The following is a 16,528-nucleotide window of genomic DNA, read 5'->3' on the forward strand; positions in this document are numbered from 1 at the left end:
ATGTATGATTCTTCACGGAGTAGAATGTATGATTCTTCACGGAGTAGAATGTATGATTCTTAGCGGAGTAGAATGTATGATTCTTCGCGGAGTAGAATGTATGATTCTTCACGGAGTAGAGTGTATGATTCTTCACGGAGTAGAATGTATGTTTCTTTACGAAGTAGAATGTATGGAAACAACGAAATGCGCCTGGAATTGATTCAGGTTACATCACTTCTTAATATTACTTTCAATATATTCGGATGCCTTGAGAAAATCGTCAAATTTCATACCATTAACTATTAGCGTTGTGACAAAAGAATTACTAAAAAATCGTAATGATTGCGATCGACTATACAGTATTCTTGTGATTCCATCGAACCGTATCCGTCATCTATGTAAACAGTTCCGCCACATATAGGGCAATTAGCATCCTTGAGAAATATGCTTTTATTAACCCGCTAATTTTCATTCTGAGAGCCCATGATATCATCTTCCTTTCCTAATTTATCTTTTATCCCTTGCGATACCTTCTTTATTTGTCCAGCAATACCCCTAATGCCATTCTGCTAATTCTTCGAACCAAGTGGATGGATCACCTGAAGGATAGGAGCGCTTGTGATAATCTCGGACTCCGTCAACTGAAACATTTCCACAACTGCAGGTATTGTGATCATGTTTTGTTGTAGAATCTATTATGTCATTACATGTTAAGCAGCGTATAGCATTGCGTATGATCTGGAGCTGCATGTGAGCATATCCCTTTCCATTAATAAATCAAACCATTTCACCTTCTAATCTCAAATATTCCTCTCGAAGCTCGAGCAGATCAAAAAGACTTAACTTTTCAATTTCATGCAGTTCCATTGGAGAATAAATTTCACTAACGATGCCTTTTGCATGCAGCTCACGGGAAACCAGATGTCTCCATTTTTCGAACATTGAAGCAACAATCTCTTGATCCCTACGGTCTGGACCGCCAATGATCATTCGATCCAGTGCATATCTCCCTAGAATGTCATCCAAAATGGTTCTCACTATTTTAAAAGCCAAATCGTCGGACGACTTACTGTTTTCCATCGTTTAGATCAACTCCTTTAATCAGATTACAAAATTAATAATTCCATATTAAAGCACTGCCCAATCATAAAGCATTAAGGAGTTTATTACGATATATATTAAAATTCTCATCATCGAAGCAGACAAAATAAACCTTCTCGATCCTTACTCGCTCGACATTCACAGAGTTTAAATAATCAAACACAGCCTCAAGTGCAGTTTCAGCTGCGAGTTGTTTGGGGAAACGGTAAATTCCCGTGCTAATATTCGGAAAAGCAATGCTCTTGGCTCTATATTCCGAAGCAAAGCTTAGAGAATTTCTGTAGCAGTTCTTGAGTTTTTCAATTTCGTTTTTGTTACCACCGTTCCATACAGGACCTACCGTATGTATAACATGAGAAGCGGGAAGGTTGCCTGCCGTAGTAATGACTGCCTCACCGACAGCGCAGCCTCCTTGTCGTTCTCTTATCTTTACGCATTCTTCGAGAATGCTTTTACCGCCTGCTTTATGAATTGCACCATCCACGCCACCGCCACCAAGTAAGCTTGTGTTCGCGGCATTAACAATCACGTCGGCCGTTACTTTCGTAATGTCTCCTTGAATCAACGTAATGATTGTTTGATTGACCTTAATACAGTCCTCCATATTACTCCTCCAACGGCAAATTTTATTACTACGAAGAAAGTTCCTCATCAGCCGCAATAACCCCGTAGCGTTCTAACGCCTTTGTTGATGATTCCAACATACGTCTTTTCAAATAATCGCCTTCAATCACCCGAACCCGCTTCCCCAGAAAACGGATCTTGGAAAGTAAATACTCCATTTCGTCCCCAAGCAGAGAAACATGGACTCGATAGGTATCGTTCTCCATATCGTACTCCCCACTTTTTTCGAAGCTGGAAAAGGCGTACAGGATACGAGACAACTCTGCGTTATAAACACGGACAATTTCAATGATCACTTCACTTTTACGTGATTCAAGAGTTTTGCCGATCCTCTTAAGAATGCTTTCCGCTGCCGACGGATCAATAAGTTCTGGCGTGATAGAATAGATCTTCTTCAGCCTAGTGCTCATGAAGGCGTGATGACGGACGTGATACCAGAGCAAATACCACTCTCTTTTGACCATGGAGTATTCCAGCTTGTACGGAAAGCCCGAATGATCTGTGTTCACAAGGCCACCCTTAATCTCATAGGTAATACGGATGCCCGTCTTATTCATGATGTGACGACGCAAAGGCCGCAGGAGCGGGTGATACACCTGCCTTTCCATCGTACGGGCTTTTTCAATCAAATGGTCGGATATATCCATCACCTGATCGGATTCGAGAGCTGAACGCAGCATGTCCAAAGTGTCCGCAGTGAAAGCATCTGCCGCCGCGGGATGCTCCAGCTTGCTCTTCAGCCATGCCCGTTCGTGTGAAGTGACCATGAAGGTACCGGAATCCTCCAACCTGGAGATGATCTGGTGATTAAATATTTTCTCAAACAGATTCATAGTAAGACTGAATCTCCTTCCATTCGGCAATCATTTCACGGCGGAGTCGAACAGGCTCCAGAATCTCGCAGCTGGAACCGAAACTCCGCAGCCACGGCTTGATTTCGGTAGTACCGTTGACAGTTATCTCGTACATAAATGAATGTTCGTCTTCATACACAATCTGTCCCCACTGTCCCTGCAGCATAACCCGCTCTTTGACGAAGTTAGGTTCAGAACTTTCCGGATTGTAAAATCTGGCGCGCACAGTCACCGGACGCCCGGTATCGATCAGCCAACTGTAGCGTATTTTCTCGGCAAGCTCGCTTTTCTTTTCCTCATACCAGGTCTCGTCCACGGTTTCATCTTCTTCGATTTGTGTGATTCCTTCCATTCGGTATTTCCGAATCCCCTCCCGACCATAGGAAAGGAGATACCATCTTCCATATTGATGATCATAGACAATCTTAAGCGGTAGCGTCTTTTCAGCTTTGCCCTCCGTATCCCGTTCAAACAGGGGATTAGTGTTTTTGGAGGCGTAGCTTTTTTCAGACTTTGGCGAGAAGTATAGAAAACGGACTTTGCGGCGGTGACGGATGGCATGTAAGAGCGTGAACAGATGTGCCTCATCCAGGATCCGCGAGTAGTAATGATATTTATATAAAAATGGCTCTACAGCATATTGCTCGACTTGATTGCGCAAAAGATGCTTCTTGAGCCCATCACGCAAAAGGTAACCTTGAACAGAAGGGACCTGAGTGTTCGCCATCACATCTACAAAATCGTACAAATCGAGAAGCTCTTCGTCCGATAAGCTGCGAATCAAGTTGTCTTGAATGCGATAACGGAAGGGGCGAGGCCCAGTCTCCCTCTTGATGACTCCGACCTCCTCCAAGTACTTGAGGTCCGACCGAATGGTTTTCTCGTCTGGCAAAGGTAGATCGGAAGGCAGACTGCTGCAGCATATGTCCAAGAGCTCCATCGCAGTCAAAGCCTGCTCATTCATCGCGGCTAAAAGCAGTGAGATTCTTTGGCTTTCGGATTCCTTGACGGATTTGGCACGAAACAGAAACAAGAGCAGCGGGTCAGCGGAGTCATAGTAGCTGAACCGAATGGTTTCAGAAAATTCTTTGCTCTGTTCCTGTGATAAGTTCTGGTGCATGGAGCTGACGACCTCTTTGAGCCGCCTGATCGTTTTATCAAAAGTGTGGACGGAAATGCCCAATCTTTCTGCGAATTGTTGCCTGCTGAAAGCACCACTTGTTAGCACCAACATACGCAGGAATTGAATTTCTTTATCAAAGCTTTCCTTGGCCAAAGGTATCCCCCGTTCAAATGAAACATCTTCTTCCATTGTAGCAGGGGAGGGAATTGGATGAAATGGAAAACTTTATGCCCAGTCGTAATACTTTCGCCATGTTCGTTGCTCCAAAAATAAGCGAATATAGATACAGAAGCCGATACGACAATGCGGCGGCTAAAAAAGATCATCGAGGCGCATGGAAGGGTTACTTCGACTTTTAATCGGCTTGTCGTTGGTTCGAGTCCAACTTTCTCCAATGGAGGAATAGCTCAGTTGGTAGAGCAGCATGTACCTTTCCGACCAACTTCCTCGATGATCATTAATAAAGGAATAGCGAAGCGAGGCGCCAGAAAGGGTTCCTTCGACTTATATGGGATAAGTATTGATGGTGTCTGTCTTGGCACTAACGGCCTTTTCAATCATTTCCTCGCTTCGTTAAGAAATAACTTAAGCAGCCGGTGAGGCGCTGGGATGGGTTACTTCGAGCTTAATCGACCAATGTTTAACCGTGCAATACGGCAGGTTCGACTCCTGCAGCAAACCTATCCCGCCTTTTCCTCACCATTGCTGCAAAGCGTATGCATACGTTTTCTTCGAAAACTTTGAGGAGGTCAATCCAGTATGAGTATGGCAAAAAAACTTTTCGGTTCGCTTAGACCGAATACATTTAATAAAGATCACTACCCAGCATTCGTAAGATCCCTCGAGGAGCAGTATTTACAGACGCTGCTGACCAATACCATGAGTAATACATTTTACGCAGATCAAAATGAACTGCTTTCCGATGCAGAACAGCTTCATCAAGAGATGGCGAACAGTAACCCGAATTTTATGGCTAAGGCAATTATATTTGCTCGGAACGAGGGCTTTATGAGACTGCAGCCGTTGTTTGGCTTGGCGGTTCTCTCGATTTATCGACCGGATTTGTTTGCAAAGATCTTCCTGCTCGTGGTTCGGATTCCTTCCGATTTATCCGACTTCCTAATGATATTGAAAGGTATGGGGCGTGGAGAGGGCGGCCGTGCTGTCAAGCGGCAGGTAAACCGTTTCTTGGCTGGAGTGTCCGAATATTGGGCTATAAAATATAACGGCCATGGACGCGGCTACAGTCTGGGTGATGCCATTGCAACCGCACATCCGAAGCCGGAAGACTTGAGGCAGCAAGCATTGTTCCGATATTTGCGTGGACTGGAGGCAAACCTTGCCTTGCTGCCTCAAGTCGAGGCTCTGGAAAATCTGAAGCTCGCCTCAACCGAGGAAGAGCTGATTGCGTGGATTGAACGTGGCAAGCTTCCTTATGAAACGGTTACGGGTGCAATCAAGCCGTCCAAAGCCGTTTGGGAAGCGCTGCTATACCAGATGCCCACATTTGCGCTGCTCCGGCATATGAATGCTTTGCAGCGGGCCGGGGTTTTGGAGGATAAACGTAACCTGGACTATGTCGTGAATCGCATAACCGATGAACAGGCACTGAAGAAGGCTAAAATCCTGCCATTCCGATTAGCGACGGCTTTCCGCCAGGTGGATCATCCGGAGCTTCGGGATGCTTTGCGAGAAGCAGCCGAGCTTACGTTCAACAACCTGCCTGAATTCGGAGAAAGGACGGCAATTTTCCTTGATATCTCCGGCTCGATGAACGGCCAGTACTTAGAGATCGGTTCGGTGTTTGCATTGGCACTGTATAAAAAGACTCAGGGCAGTTCGTTGTTCTGGCTGTTTGATACGGAGGTTGTGGATGCTCGGCCTTCCCGCAAAGACAGTATCTTAACCCAGGCGGCGCAAATCCATGCTCGTGGAGGAACCGATACAGGTGCGCCTGTTCGGAAGCTGATTCAAGAGCGGCGGAAGGTAGATCAAATCATCATCATCACGGATGAGCAGCAAAACAGCGGCAGTCCGTTTTATGAGCAGCTGAAACTATACCGTTCGAAAGTAAACCGGGACGTGAAGGCATTTATTGTGGATATTGCTCCGTACCGGCATGCAATGGTACCGGATCAAGATCCTCAGACCTTTTACATTTATGGTTGGAGTGATACTGTGCTTTCCTATATCGCGCAGTCAGTTAAAGGCTATTCTTCGCTGGTGGAGCGGGTAGAAGCGATTGAAGTAGGGTAGTTAAACGATGCGCTCTTTTTATTAGGTAAAAAATCAATTAAGGGGTAAAAACATGGCGAGAATTATTATGGATAAATATAATTATTACGCTTATATTGGGGTCTTTGACAAGAAAGATTACGGACATCTTTCGCTTATTATGGATACAAATACTGCCATAAATTTGGAGAAGTATTATTATAAACCCAAATCCTTAAATAACAATAGTTTAGAAGCCACTAGGGATTTTTTGTTGACTAATTTTACCTCAGACACCATATATGGATTTGCTTTGCAAGAAGCATGTTGGGATTACAATCTTGCTAGTATCAATGACTTACAGTTTCAGAAGATGTCGTTAGCGTTAGAGAATCAATATACCTGGAATAAAGAGAAAATAATTTCTCATGCACAATCGCCAGGCATAGCATTTAATGGCTCACCGTACAGAGAGAAGGTGACTTCTTTTACTTCAATTTTGGATCATCTGCAAAGTAATCCATTATTGGCCGGAAGTTATGCCAGTGTATTAAAAATAATGTTACTCCAAAAAAGGGCTAAATCTAACAAACTGAAGTTAATCGATGAGTATGTTCATTTTGTTAACTACGAACTAATGGCTGATTTAGCATTGGAAACACAAGTAGCGTTCTATTACCTTCTTGGTAACCCTAATATGCAAGAAATCGGTGATAGGATATTCAAATTTGACTCTAAAAAAGTTCCTGTACTTCTTAATGCATGGAACACAGCATGGGATTTTTTTTATTTGCGGTTATTACAGCGTAGTTTTTTTGAGAATAGCTTCTTAAATTCTATATCTCCAAAATTAGTAACTGCTGATAAAGGGATAATAGGTCTTGCAAGTTTATGTTCACTCGAAGGTGTGATAAGTACTATAGATGCTCCACTCCCTCTCATTAGTTTTAATTATGAGAACATAAGACCTGAATATATGGCGGAGGCAGAGCGAATAAATAAAGATTTATACTTTGGAAGTATACAGAGGGAATTAAGAAGAAGAGCAATTCCTAATTTAGATCTTCATGTAAAAACATTAATTAATAAGCTAGAGCAGGAATTGTTAAGTGTTTCGGAATTATAAGATTTTCCTAAAACTTACCGGCTAAGTTTTAGACTAGTCATGCTTTATTCAGCAATGGTTCGTGAATACAAGTATATTAGCAAAAATTATAATTAAGGAGATTAAAAAATGTGTGAAAAAGTGATAACTTGTTTTCACTGTGGAAATAAAACATCCATGAAACAAGTGGCCAACCATAAGATCAATGATAGAGAGGAAATTTGGGATTATTCTTATGATTTGTATAGCCCGATACATATTATAGGATTTTATAAGGAATGGAAGATGTTCCTATGTCCGGTTTGTAATGAGATAACTATTGAGAAGTCTTCTTCTAACACCGAAGAAACAGAACCGAATGGTAACCCGATTGTTTATGAAGAAATAATCTATCCACAATTTACTTCAAACAACAGCTTCATTCCTGCACCTGTAAATGATGCCTTTGAGGCAGCCTTAAAAGTAAGACATTTAGATGGTGCAGTCTGTATAATAGCTCTGCGTAGAACACTTGAAAAAATGTGTAAACATAAAGGTGCAGTCGGTAAGGATTTATTTTTAAAGTTAAAAGATCTACAGTCAAAAAATATTCTCCCTCCGATTATGGATGATATTTCTTACATCTTAAGAAAAGAAGGGAATTCAGCTGCACATGCTGACGATGTTGAGTTTAGTAAAGAAACAGTTGCTTTATTGATTGAATTCACAGAAGTAATCTTAGATTATGTTTATTCATTACCTGCCAAAATTGAAAAAGCACAAATTAGAATAAACAATACAAAAATGAATGGAATCGCTTTGAAAAGTGAAAAAGAGGAAAGCAGTACAAGTAACAAATAGAACAAACTGGCTGTGGGCTCTGATCCATGGCCCATTTTCGAAATTATAATCCTGAGAGGGGAGCCCACCATGTCAGAAGTTAAACAGCAAGTACTAAAGGAGCTAAGAAAAATAGAAAAGGAAGAGAACGTTCGAATCCTGTATGCTTGCGAATCGGGCAGCCGCGCATGGGGGTTCCCGTCCAAGGACAGCGACTACGACGTTAGATTTCTCTATGTTAGACCGATGGACTGGTATTTATCGATCTTCGAGAAGCGGGATGTCATCGAACGTCCGATCAGCGACATGCTGGACATCAATGGCTGGGATCTGCGAAAAGCATTGAACTTGTTCCGCAAATCCAATCCTCCACTGCTCGAGTGGCTTCAGTCTCCGATCGTCTATATGGAGAATCATTCGATAGCGGAGCAAATCCGAGGGATTTCTCATTTCACGTTTTCCCCAAAGTCCTGTATGTTTCACTATTTGCACATGGCAAAGGGGAACTACCGGGAGTATCTGCAAGGGGATCAGGTGAAAATCAAAAAGTATTTTACGTTCTCCGCCCGATTTTGGCATGCGAGTGGATCGAGAAGCACAATACCATGCCACCTATAGAATTTGATCGGCTGGTTGATGATGTTGTACCAAGGGGTATCGAGCTTAAAGCGATTATCGAGGGTTTGCTTGTCCGCAAAAAGGCGGGCGATGAAATGGATTACGAACCAAGAATCAACCCCATCAACGAGTATTTGGAAGCAAAAATCGAGTATTACGAACGGATGGCAGCGGGGATGCAAACCTCCAATGGAGGTCAGGATCAGAGGCTTGACGATTTGTTCCGATCGGTGTTGAAGGAAGTTTTGGGAGAGGTGAAGTGAACGATGGTTATTTTCTTCGATAGAGCTAAACGGCCACTTTGGGAGGGCAGGGCCTCCATTTATTCTTATATTCAGGGACAGGGGGAATCCGTGGACGGATCGCTGCCAGATGACGAAGAATTTTGGTCCGGCAGTAAAATCAGATGGGTAGCGGGCGGTATGGATGGAGCTTTCGGACATCATGCCGGACCTGCTAAGATGACGGATGAGGCACGAGAACTGGTTCACCTGCTAGCGAAGCAATCCAGAAAGCCTAAGAATTCAACAAGAAAGGAACTATATGCTAAGCTTGTGAAGACAGATATGGGCGGCATGATTGATGCCGTTTTAGATGAGGTACGCAAGCAGCCCGGAATACAGCCGGGTGCCTTATTCCTTGAGGCAAAATGGTTCGCGGAAAATGCGGCTCATCGAAATGTCGTCAAATTCGGAATTGCAACGCTGGGCCTTTTTCAGAACGAGCAAGTAAAGGAACTGCTTCTAACGCTGGGGAGACACGAGGAATTTACACTATATGCCGCGGTTGCGATTCATAATGGAATGGAAAATAGCAACCAAGTTCTATTTGAATTGGCTCAACGTGTTCATGGCTGGGGGAAAATACATATCGTCGAGAGACTTGAGCCGGCTACTCAGGAGATAAAAGATTGGCTGCTGCGGCAAGGGTGCCACAACAGCGTCATGAACGAATATTTAGCCTGTATTTGCGCGAGAAATGGTGGTTTGCAAGAGGCGCTCTCGGCTGATCGGGTAGATAGCGCATTGTTTGATGGGGCGACCGATATCATTAGGGTGGGGTAATTTTGTTAGATACAATTGATCCTAAGGTTATTAATATTGCTAGAGAATACTTTAAAGATATTCTTTATGTTGATGACGCAATCAAAAAACCGACTGATCTAAAAAATGTTATTGAATTAGCAAACAATGAATCTGCCGCGGCATCTGAGACGGTAAATTCCGTACAAGAACAACCAGTTACTAGAAGACCTGTAACATACTCTGTAGATACGCAAGTAAATCAAACTACCAGTGAACAACAAATGGAATCTAATCAAAGTGTACTGGAAGCTAACGAAATACTTGAAGATTATTTTGATGCTTTCGAAATTATTTATAATCTTAATAGTAATGGTAATAAGGTTAGTCCTTTTTTCTTTGAGGGTGACCATCAAGTTGAAACGGTTGTATCTTTAATTGAACAATCACATTTGACAATTTTAGATTGGGAACTTGACCAAACTGGTGGAGAAACGACATTAAACATTCTTGAATCTGTTTTTAGAAATACAGGTAGATTAAAGCTGCTAGTAGTCTATACAAAAAATCCGCTTCAAGCTTCAAAAATGATTCGAGATAAATTTACTTCAAAGATTGTCGATTATACTCAAATAAAAGTTGAAGAAAGTACAATAGACATATTTGATCTCCATGATGCTTTTGTTTTAGTTTGTAAAAAAAGAGAGCTGCCCAGTAATAGGCTGAAGGATACATTTATTGAACTACTAATTAGAAAGTTTGGTATGTTCCCATTTGCTTTTTTTGATTCAATAAATAAGATAGTTGGAGAAACGGCAACTGTACTTAAGCAATTTTCGCACCCATTCGAAAATACCATATTACTTCAACTTCAATCATCAGGGGTTAGTGCAACTGATTATGCTAAAGTCATTTCAAAGATGATAACTAACCATATTAATAAGGTGATTGATGTGGATTCGGTGATTTTCGATGAGATAACGGAACAATGGAAGAAAAATATTGGAATTATGTTAGCTTTGGATGATGAAAAATTGTTAGAGCTACTAAGCAGAAAACTAAATATTTTAGAACAAGCGCAAAATAATAGAACAAACGGAAAGAAGAACAGAAAATTTATTTCAAGTATAAAACAGATATCAGTGGAAAAATGGCGGGAAATATTTACTTTGATGTGTAGATTGAATCTAATTGACGCTGCTTCTTTAGATCCGGCAATTAATATCATTATTGAGCAAGTAATTATAATTTCGTCCGAAAGGGAGTTTGCAAAAAACACTGAATTAGTTAATTTATGTGGTGACAATCAAACGTTAAAAGAACAATGTATCGCATTGTACAGGACCAATGTAAAAAGAGATGTTACTGCATGGTTAAGACCTATATTACCGAGTATATTGTTAGCTTTAATAGCTGATCGTGGGACGACACATTTTTCTAAAACGATAGTCGATCTAGTTCATCTAATGAAAGTGATTGAATATAAAGAAAGACGTCTTGATAATATAGATACCATCATTGAGAATAACAATATTGTGAATTACTTTAATTCTGGGGATGTTTTAATAAATGGGGATAAGCTTCTTCTCTGCATATCACCTAGTTGTGATGTGTTTCGCCCTGAAAAAGTAGACAATATGCTTAAATTTGTAACCGGCAAGAGAATAGATAGCGATTCAGCTTTCTTACAACTAAAAACTTATGAGCACTTGACAATTCTGCCTAACCATGAAAATCCGGAAAAATTAATGTGTGCCCTTTGGAACTTTAGCGTAACTGAGGTACATAATATTGAGGAATTAGGTAATTATACAAGACCATACAGGTTAGAGCCTGGATATATTCAACAAATCATGAATAAGTATATTGCGTATCAATCAAGGACTGGAGTAGATGAACTCTTTGTTAAAGATACATCCAGTTTGAGAAACTTTTATGTTTTTAATTAGGAGGCTATATGGATAAATTCTCCCAAGAGAAAAGAAGGTCGATAATGGGGAGTATAAAATCTAAAAATACGACGCCGGAGCTTATTGTTCGGCGTCTTCTTCATAAATTAGGATATAGATTTCGCTTGCATAAAAAGGATCTTCCAGGCTCACCTGATATTGTTTTACCAAAACATAAAAAAGTTATTTTTGTAAACGGGTGTTTTTGGCATGGACATGAGAATTGTAAGAAATCACAATTACCAGAAACAAATCGAGAGTTTTGGCAAGATAAAATCAGCAAAAATATAAAACGTGATGCGGAGAATATAGCAAAACTTACTGAGTTGGAATGGGGAGTTCTTATTATTTGGGATTGCCAAACAAAAAAAAAGGATTTGGAAAATCTAGAAAAAATCCTTGATAATTTTATTAGAAGTAATAATCAAAGTTGTTGACGGTTATAAAATTTGTTCAAGGTGGTAACTTGAAAATGAGTATAAACACAATAATTGGCTCAGAGTTGTTTGAAACTTACAGCAAAATTTCTAACGCTGTTAAGACAATTCAAAAAGAAGATAAAACATTAGACGAAAAGAAAATTTTAATGACGGAATTGCGAAAACAAAATGAAGCTGTTCTTAAAAATTATAACGATGTGGCTGCAGAGTTTGCTCGTTCATTTATAAATAAGAATCAATTAAATGATGACCATATTATCGAAGCAAGAATCGGTAGTCCCACACCTTATGGTAACCAACCGAAGGATTATCTTTGGTCGGGAATCTCCATACACCCAGATAAATCCTTTAGTTTTCAATATTCATGGGTATTTCAAAAAGATCTTCTTGAAGTTACCTTTTGTTTTGGCTCAGGAGGTTCCTCAACAGGAAGAATTGATGCTTCTATTAAAGAAAAAAAGGAAGCACAAATGAGAGCACTCGAACAACGGTTCATTAACATACTTATGGAGGACAGACATAAGCCGATAGTCTTACGCTTATTAAAAGAAGAGGGGTTTGTTATAACCTCAGAATGGTTAAATTCGGGAGAAAAAATACAGGATATTGAGAGCTACATATCCTATATTCGGATGAAAACCGGTTCAAAGACTGGAATAACTAAGTTCTTTAAACCGGATGAGCTTCTGAATGAAGGGTTCGATCTGGAAGCTAAGTTATATCACTATTTTCGTTTGTTTCTTCCAATCTGGGAACAGCTACACTTAAAGGATAAAAAAACAAACATTGATGGTGAATCGACTGGTGTGGAAATATTTAACTACAAGCAAGACGACGATCAAATTTTTGGAGTTTTACAAAAAATGAAAAGATATATTAATCATCAAGGCTTCCAGTATCCCGACAAACTAATTGAGAACTTCTACCTTTCCTTAAAAACAAAGCCTTTCGTTATCTTGGCCGGTATTTCCGGCACCGGAAAAACGAAGCTCATCCAAAAATTCGCAGAAGCCCTTGGGGCAACAGAAGCGAATGGGCAGTTTATGCTTATTCCGGTTAGACCGGATTGGAATGACCCGTCCGATCTAATAGGTTACAAGGATCTGGGTGGAACATTCCGCCGCGGAAAATTAACTTACGTACTAGAAGCGGCATCTGAGCCGGAGAACCTGCAGAAACCCTACTTTGTTTGTTTAGATGAGATGAACCTAGCGAGAGTAGAGCACTATTTTAGCGATTTGCTCAGTATCTTAGAAACACAGCGTTGGCAAGATGGGCACATTGTGACCGATAAAATTGTTACTGAAGATCAAGTAGGTAGTAATTTTGGTATCCCTGAAAATGTGTTCTTCATAGGTACGGTGAACATGGATGAAACCACGCATCCTTTTAGCAAAAAGGTATTGGACCGAGCCAATACCATCGAATTCAATTATATCCAACTCGACAGTTTTCATGGATTAGAAGATATTGTAGGTATTACGGAAGAAGAATCAGAGGCTGTATACCCAGCGGCGAGTTTTTTGACCAGCGACTACTTACAGTTAAAGGACGCATACGCAAACAATAAAGATGTTGTCCAAAGAACTGTAGGTCAATTGGTAAGAATCAACACGATTCTTGAAAATATCCACGCGCACGTTGGTTTCCGTGTCAGGGATTCAATTTGTTTCTACTTGATATACAACGAACGGTTCTCTTTGATGACTACCGATGAGGCAATGGATATACAGATCATGCAGAAGATTCTACCCCGAATTCAGGGCAACAACTCAGCAGTGAAAAAGGTAATCATCGAGCTCTTATTGATCTGTATTATGGGTTCCACCGTTCAAAGCAAAGAATATTTGGATGGAGAAAGAGATGTTGAACAGCTGTGGATTAAGCATGTAACCGAGAATAATGTCAAATATCCTCAATCCAGTAGGAAGCTTATCTACATGCTACGGAGGCTTGATGATGACGGATTCACTTCATTTTGGGTCTCTTAAAAAGAGCGTGATTCTCCTGCACATTGAAACGAATCTGTTTGATCTCTACTTAGAGGGGAAACCGTACCATCCAACGGTAGATATGCTCCGGCTACATCGGACAGAAGAGAGAGTGTGGGAGCAGGCGAATCTTCACGTATCTATTCACTCCGATCAATTACAGGTTCTATCTATTGCTGTCTTTAATCCCAATCGTGGAGAGCTAGAGCCTTGGCAGAACGAACAAGCTTGCTTTCCGATCTTTTACGAGACGCAAACCTACAATTTATTGGTTGAGAAGAAAGCGGATATAGACTTATCTTTTTACCATGAAAATTATTCGTTGCGCGAGGCGGTATTGCCGAAGGGAAAGCGGGTTCTGTCAGGGAACTTGAATTTTCAGAATGAGATCGGATTTTCAGAGCTGGAATTGCGATCAAGTGCTTCATCTTTATTTAGGATTAGGTTGGAAGTTTTCCCTGTGAAGATGGATTACAAGAGGGATTATCAGGTCATTCTTCAAGATGTGAATCACCAGATTCATAACCTGACCTTCGATTTCCTGCGCAAAACATATCAGTTAACGGGCCTGAAAGAGACGAAGCACCAAAGTTTAACGGAATATTTTACGATATTACGCTATCTTTTTGACCAACTTATAAAAGCTGTCCAACGGATAGAAGGCTCCCCTCACACGCAAATGCATCAGAGTCAGCGCATTGTCCCGGCCGAGAGGGCAAAGAAAATCAATACCAAAACCTTACAATGCTTGAGTAAAAATCCGCAACAATTGGTCAAAGATCCCGCGAACGGAATGGTTCGAGTCAGAGGCGAAAAATATGTTCCAACACATGTGTTGGATACTCGAAGAGTCGTTAATTATGATACACAAGAAAATCGATTCGTTCGATGGGTGTTCCTCCGTATTGAGCAGAAGCTGAAAGACTTGTGGCAGTTACTAAAGGACCAGAAAAGACTAGAGGACCCTTTGTTGGCTCAGACGATGACCCGTATGCAGAAGGAAGTTCGAAGGGTGCTTCAGTTTGATTTTTTACAAGTGGGAACTATGAAGCAAATGTCGGTTTCCCTAGTGATGCAGATGGCTCCAGGGTATCGAGAAGTATACAAGTACTACCTCATGCTGCTCAAAGGCCTCATCCTCCAGGATGACTTATTCCGGTTGTCTTTGAAGGATTTAGCCACTCTTTATGAATACTGGTGCTTCCTCAAGATACATCAGTTGCTAAGTAACAAGTATGAGTTGGTCAGGCAAGACATCATAAAGTTAGATTATAGCGGGGTTTTCGTTAAGCTTAAGAAATCTGCCGCGTCGACGGTGACTTACCGCAACCCGAAAAACGGAGAAATATTTAAGCTGTTTTACAATCAAGCGCTTCGGGGACCGACGCTTACGCAGAAACCGGATAACGTACTTACTCTTCGAAAAATGGAGACGTCTACGGAGTATAAGTACGTGTTTGATGCGAAATATCGATTAAATCCTGCGGAGCCGGGGACGCCTTATTATGCGACCTATGACGGGCTTCCAGGGCCTGAAGAGGACGATGTCAACACGATGCATCGTTACCGAGACGCTATCGTTCATGCGGAGAAAGATTCGGAGCAGTTCGAGCGGACGATGTTTGGGGCGTATGTATTGTTCCCTTACCCAGATGAAAAGAAATATAAAGAGCATAGATTATACAAAAGCATAAAGGCTGTTAATGTCGGGGCATTTCCTTTTCTGCCGGGATCTACGAAGTTGTTGGAAGAGTTCTTGGATGAGATCATTCTGGATAGTCCGGAGAATGCATATGAGCGCGCTGTCCGGCCAAGAGGGTCGAAGGAGTATTACGATAACAAGTACACCGGTAAGAATGTATTGGTTGGCTGCATGAGTCGCGAGGAACAGTTGGAGATTGCGCTACGGAATAAATTTTACCATACACCACTTGAAAATATCACAAATCACAAGCTGCTGACACAATTGGAGTATGTGGCGCTCTATCAGTCAAAGAAGTTCTTCGGTAAGTCTAACGAAATTGTCGGCGTGAAGTACTATGGAAAAATAAAGGACTGGAAGATTGTGAAACGCGGTGAAATCACGGTAATTTCCTCAAAGCACAATCCCCCAGATAAGCTTTATGTGGTGTTCGAAATTGAGGAATGGGAAACTAGGAAAGAAATCATTCTGCCCGGTGGTCATGGGGTCCGGAGCATTGCTTTTACGTCTAAGTATATATTCGACCGCGCACAGGAAATAGCCGAATTGAAGCTGGAGAACGAGGAAGAGCTGCTTCTATGGCGTGAGGCACGCCGAAGAGGTCGCGTGGAAGTGAAGTTAGATCACGAGCATCTTGACTATGCAAAGAAGGTAATGAGCGTAAGCTTAAAGGGCCAATAACGGGAAATGGACACCAAGTGTTTATGTTGACGACTTGTTGACGAACCACGTCAACAAGCAATAAAACTCAAACAAAACGAACAATATCCCATGGATAAAACCCTTATAAATCAAGGGTTTTATCCAACTAACACAGAATCCAAACAACTCTCACATGTTCCCGCATACGGTGCATTGGAGTTGGTGGCTCTGCTTGTAAGAAAATGAAACAAATGATGAAAAGCTTTATTAATATTGGGTTTTGAAATTAGTGATAAGGCCAAGATTTTTGAAATATATCACCTGCTGCTACAATGGAAAAAG

Annotated in this window: 13 protein-coding genes and 1 pseudogene; 9 read left to right on the forward strand and 5 right to left on the reverse strand. The window is 41.2% G+C overall.

Going from position 1 to position 16,528, the window contains the following annotated elements:
* Nucleotides 1-537 precede the first annotated feature (537 nt).
* From CF651_RS33365 to CF651_RS10990, 5 genes are all read right to left on the reverse strand, one after another.
* The gene (locus tag CF651_RS33365) at nucleotides 538-732 is read right to left on the reverse strand and encodes a DUF7695 domain-containing protein (RefSeq protein WP_094014904.1); all 195 of its coding nucleotides are present in this window, start codon (nucleotides 730-732) and stop codon (nucleotides 538-540) included.
* Nucleotides 733-759: 27 nt separating this feature from the next.
* Nucleotides 760-1,062 carry a hypothetical protein gene (locus tag CF651_RS10975; RefSeq protein ID WP_094014905.1) on the reverse strand — a complete coding sequence of 101 codons (303 nt, stop codon included), beginning with the start codon at nucleotides 1,060-1,062 and terminating at the stop codon, nucleotides 760-762.
* A gap of 64 nt (nucleotides 1,063-1,126) precedes the next feature.
* The gene (locus tag CF651_RS10980) at nucleotides 1,127-1,687 is read right to left on the reverse strand and encodes an O-acetyl-ADP-ribose deacetylase (RefSeq protein WP_094014906.1); all 561 of its coding nucleotides are present in this window, start codon (nucleotides 1,685-1,687) and stop codon (nucleotides 1,127-1,129) included.
* 28 nt (nucleotides 1,688-1,715) lie between these two features.
* The gene (locus CF651_RS10985; RefSeq protein ID WP_094014907.1) at nucleotides 1,716-2,540 is read right to left on the reverse strand and encodes a WYL domain-containing protein; all 825 of its coding nucleotides are present in this window, start codon (nucleotides 2,538-2,540) and stop codon (nucleotides 1,716-1,718) included.
* Nucleotides 2,527-3,837, reverse strand: coding sequence for a helix-turn-helix transcriptional regulator (locus CF651_RS10990; RefSeq protein ID WP_094014908.1), 1,311 nt, complete (start codon nucleotides 3,835-3,837; stop codon nucleotides 2,527-2,529). The genes CF651_RS10985 and CF651_RS10990 overlap by 14 nt, the downstream gene beginning before the upstream one ends.
* A 606-nt stretch (nucleotides 3,838-4,443) precedes the next feature.
* On the opposite strand from CF651_RS10990, the gene CF651_RS10995 reads away from it, so the two are divergent.
* The 9 genes and pseudogenes from CF651_RS10995 (at nucleotide 4,444) to CF651_RS11035 (ending at nucleotide 16,225) form a co-directional block, all read left to right on the forward strand.
* Nucleotides 4,444-5,940: a TROVE domain-containing protein gene (locus CF651_RS10995; protein WP_094014909.1), complete on the forward strand. Its 1,497-nt coding sequence runs from the start codon at nucleotides 4,444-4,446 to the stop codon at nucleotides 5,938-5,940.
* 52 nt (nucleotides 5,941-5,992) lie between these two features.
* On the forward strand, nucleotides 5,993-7,024 hold the full coding sequence (locus CF651_RS11000) for a hypothetical protein (protein WP_094014910.1): 1,032 nt from the start codon (nucleotides 5,993-5,995) through the stop codon (nucleotides 7,022-7,024).
* Between the two features lie 108 nt (nucleotides 7,025-7,132).
* On the forward strand, nucleotides 7,133-7,843 hold the full coding sequence (locus tag CF651_RS11005; RefSeq protein ID WP_094014911.1) for a DUF4145 domain-containing protein: 711 nt from the start codon (nucleotides 7,133-7,135) through the stop codon (nucleotides 7,841-7,843).
* A 69-nt stretch (nucleotides 7,844-7,912) separates the two neighbouring features.
* Nucleotides 7,913-8,703: pseudogene (locus CF651_RS11010) on the forward strand (nucleotidyltransferase domain-containing protein).
* 3 nt (nucleotides 8,704-8,706) lie between these two features.
* A complete protein-coding gene (locus CF651_RS11015; protein ID WP_179232771.1) occupies nucleotides 8,707-9,504 on the forward strand; it encodes a hypothetical protein in 798 nt (265 codons plus the stop codon).
* 2 nt (nucleotides 9,505-9,506) lie between these two features.
* The gene (locus tag CF651_RS11020) at nucleotides 9,507-11,411 is read left to right on the forward strand and encodes a response regulator receiver domain (protein ID WP_094014912.1); all 1,905 of its coding nucleotides are present in this window, start codon (nucleotides 9,507-9,509) and stop codon (nucleotides 11,409-11,411) included.
* An 8-nt stretch (nucleotides 11,412-11,419) separates the two neighbouring features.
* Complete coding sequence (locus CF651_RS11025) at nucleotides 11,420-11,848, forward strand: very short patch repair endonuclease (protein WP_094014913.1); 429 nt, start codon at nucleotides 11,420-11,422, stop codon at nucleotides 11,846-11,848.
* 35 nt (nucleotides 11,849-11,883) lie between these two features.
* Nucleotides 11,884-13,842 carry an McrB family protein gene (locus tag CF651_RS11030; protein WP_218827841.1) on the forward strand — a complete coding sequence of 653 codons (1,959 nt, stop codon included), beginning with the start codon at nucleotides 11,884-11,886 and terminating at the stop codon, nucleotides 13,840-13,842.
* Entirely contained in the window at nucleotides 13,808-16,225 is a 2,418-nt protein-coding gene (locus CF651_RS11035; protein ID WP_342746571.1) for a DUF2357 domain-containing protein, read from the forward strand. Before CF651_RS11030 ends, CF651_RS11035 begins: the two co-directional genes overlap by 35 nt.
* Nucleotides 16,226-16,528 lie beyond the last annotated feature (303 nt).

This window comes from Paenibacillus rigui, assembly GCF_002234615.1.
GTDB classification, from domain to species: domain Bacteria; phylum Bacillota; class Bacilli; order Paenibacillales; family NBRC-103111; genus Paenibacillus_S; species Paenibacillus_S rigui.

Excerpts from the sequence above, each read along its gene's own strand:
- CF651_RS33365 (WP_094014904.1), bottom strand. The coding sequence starts at position 732 with ATGCAGCTCCAGATCATACGCAATGCTATACGCTGCTTAACATGTAAT.
- CF651_RS10975 (WP_094014905.1), bottom strand. The coding sequence starts at position 1,062 with ATGGAAAACAGTAAGTCGTCCGACGATTTGGCTTTTAAAATAGTGAGA.
- CF651_RS10980 (WP_094014906.1), bottom strand. The coding sequence starts at position 1,687 with ATGGAGGACTGTATTAAGGTCAATCAAACAATCATTACGTTGATTCAA.
- CF651_RS10985 (WP_094014907.1), bottom strand. The coding sequence starts at position 2,540 with ATGAATCTGTTTGAGAAAATATTTAATCACCAGATCATCTCCAGGTTG.
- CF651_RS10995 (WP_094014909.1), top strand. The coding sequence starts at position 4,444 with ATGAGTATGGCAAAAAAACTTTTCGGTTCGCTTAGACCGAATACATTT.
- CF651_RS11000 (WP_094014910.1), top strand. The coding sequence starts at position 5,993 with ATGGCGAGAATTATTATGGATAAATATAATTATTACGCTTATATTGGG.
- CF651_RS11005 (WP_094014911.1), top strand. The coding sequence starts at position 7,133 with ATGTGTGAAAAAGTGATAACTTGTTTTCACTGTGGAAATAAAACATCC.
- CF651_RS11015 (WP_179232771.1), top strand. The coding sequence starts at position 8,707 with ATGGTTATTTTCTTCGATAGAGCTAAACGGCCACTTTGGGAGGGCAGG.
- CF651_RS11025 (WP_094014913.1), top strand. The coding sequence starts at position 11,420 with ATGGATAAATTCTCCCAAGAGAAAAGAAGGTCGATAATGGGGAGTATA.
- CF651_RS11030 (WP_218827841.1), top strand. The coding sequence starts at position 11,884 with ATGAGTATAAACACAATAATTGGCTCAGAGTTGTTTGAAACTTACAGC.
- CF651_RS11035 (WP_342746571.1), top strand. The coding sequence starts at position 13,808 with ATGATGACGGATTCACTTCATTTTGGGTCTCTTAAAAAGAGCGTGATT.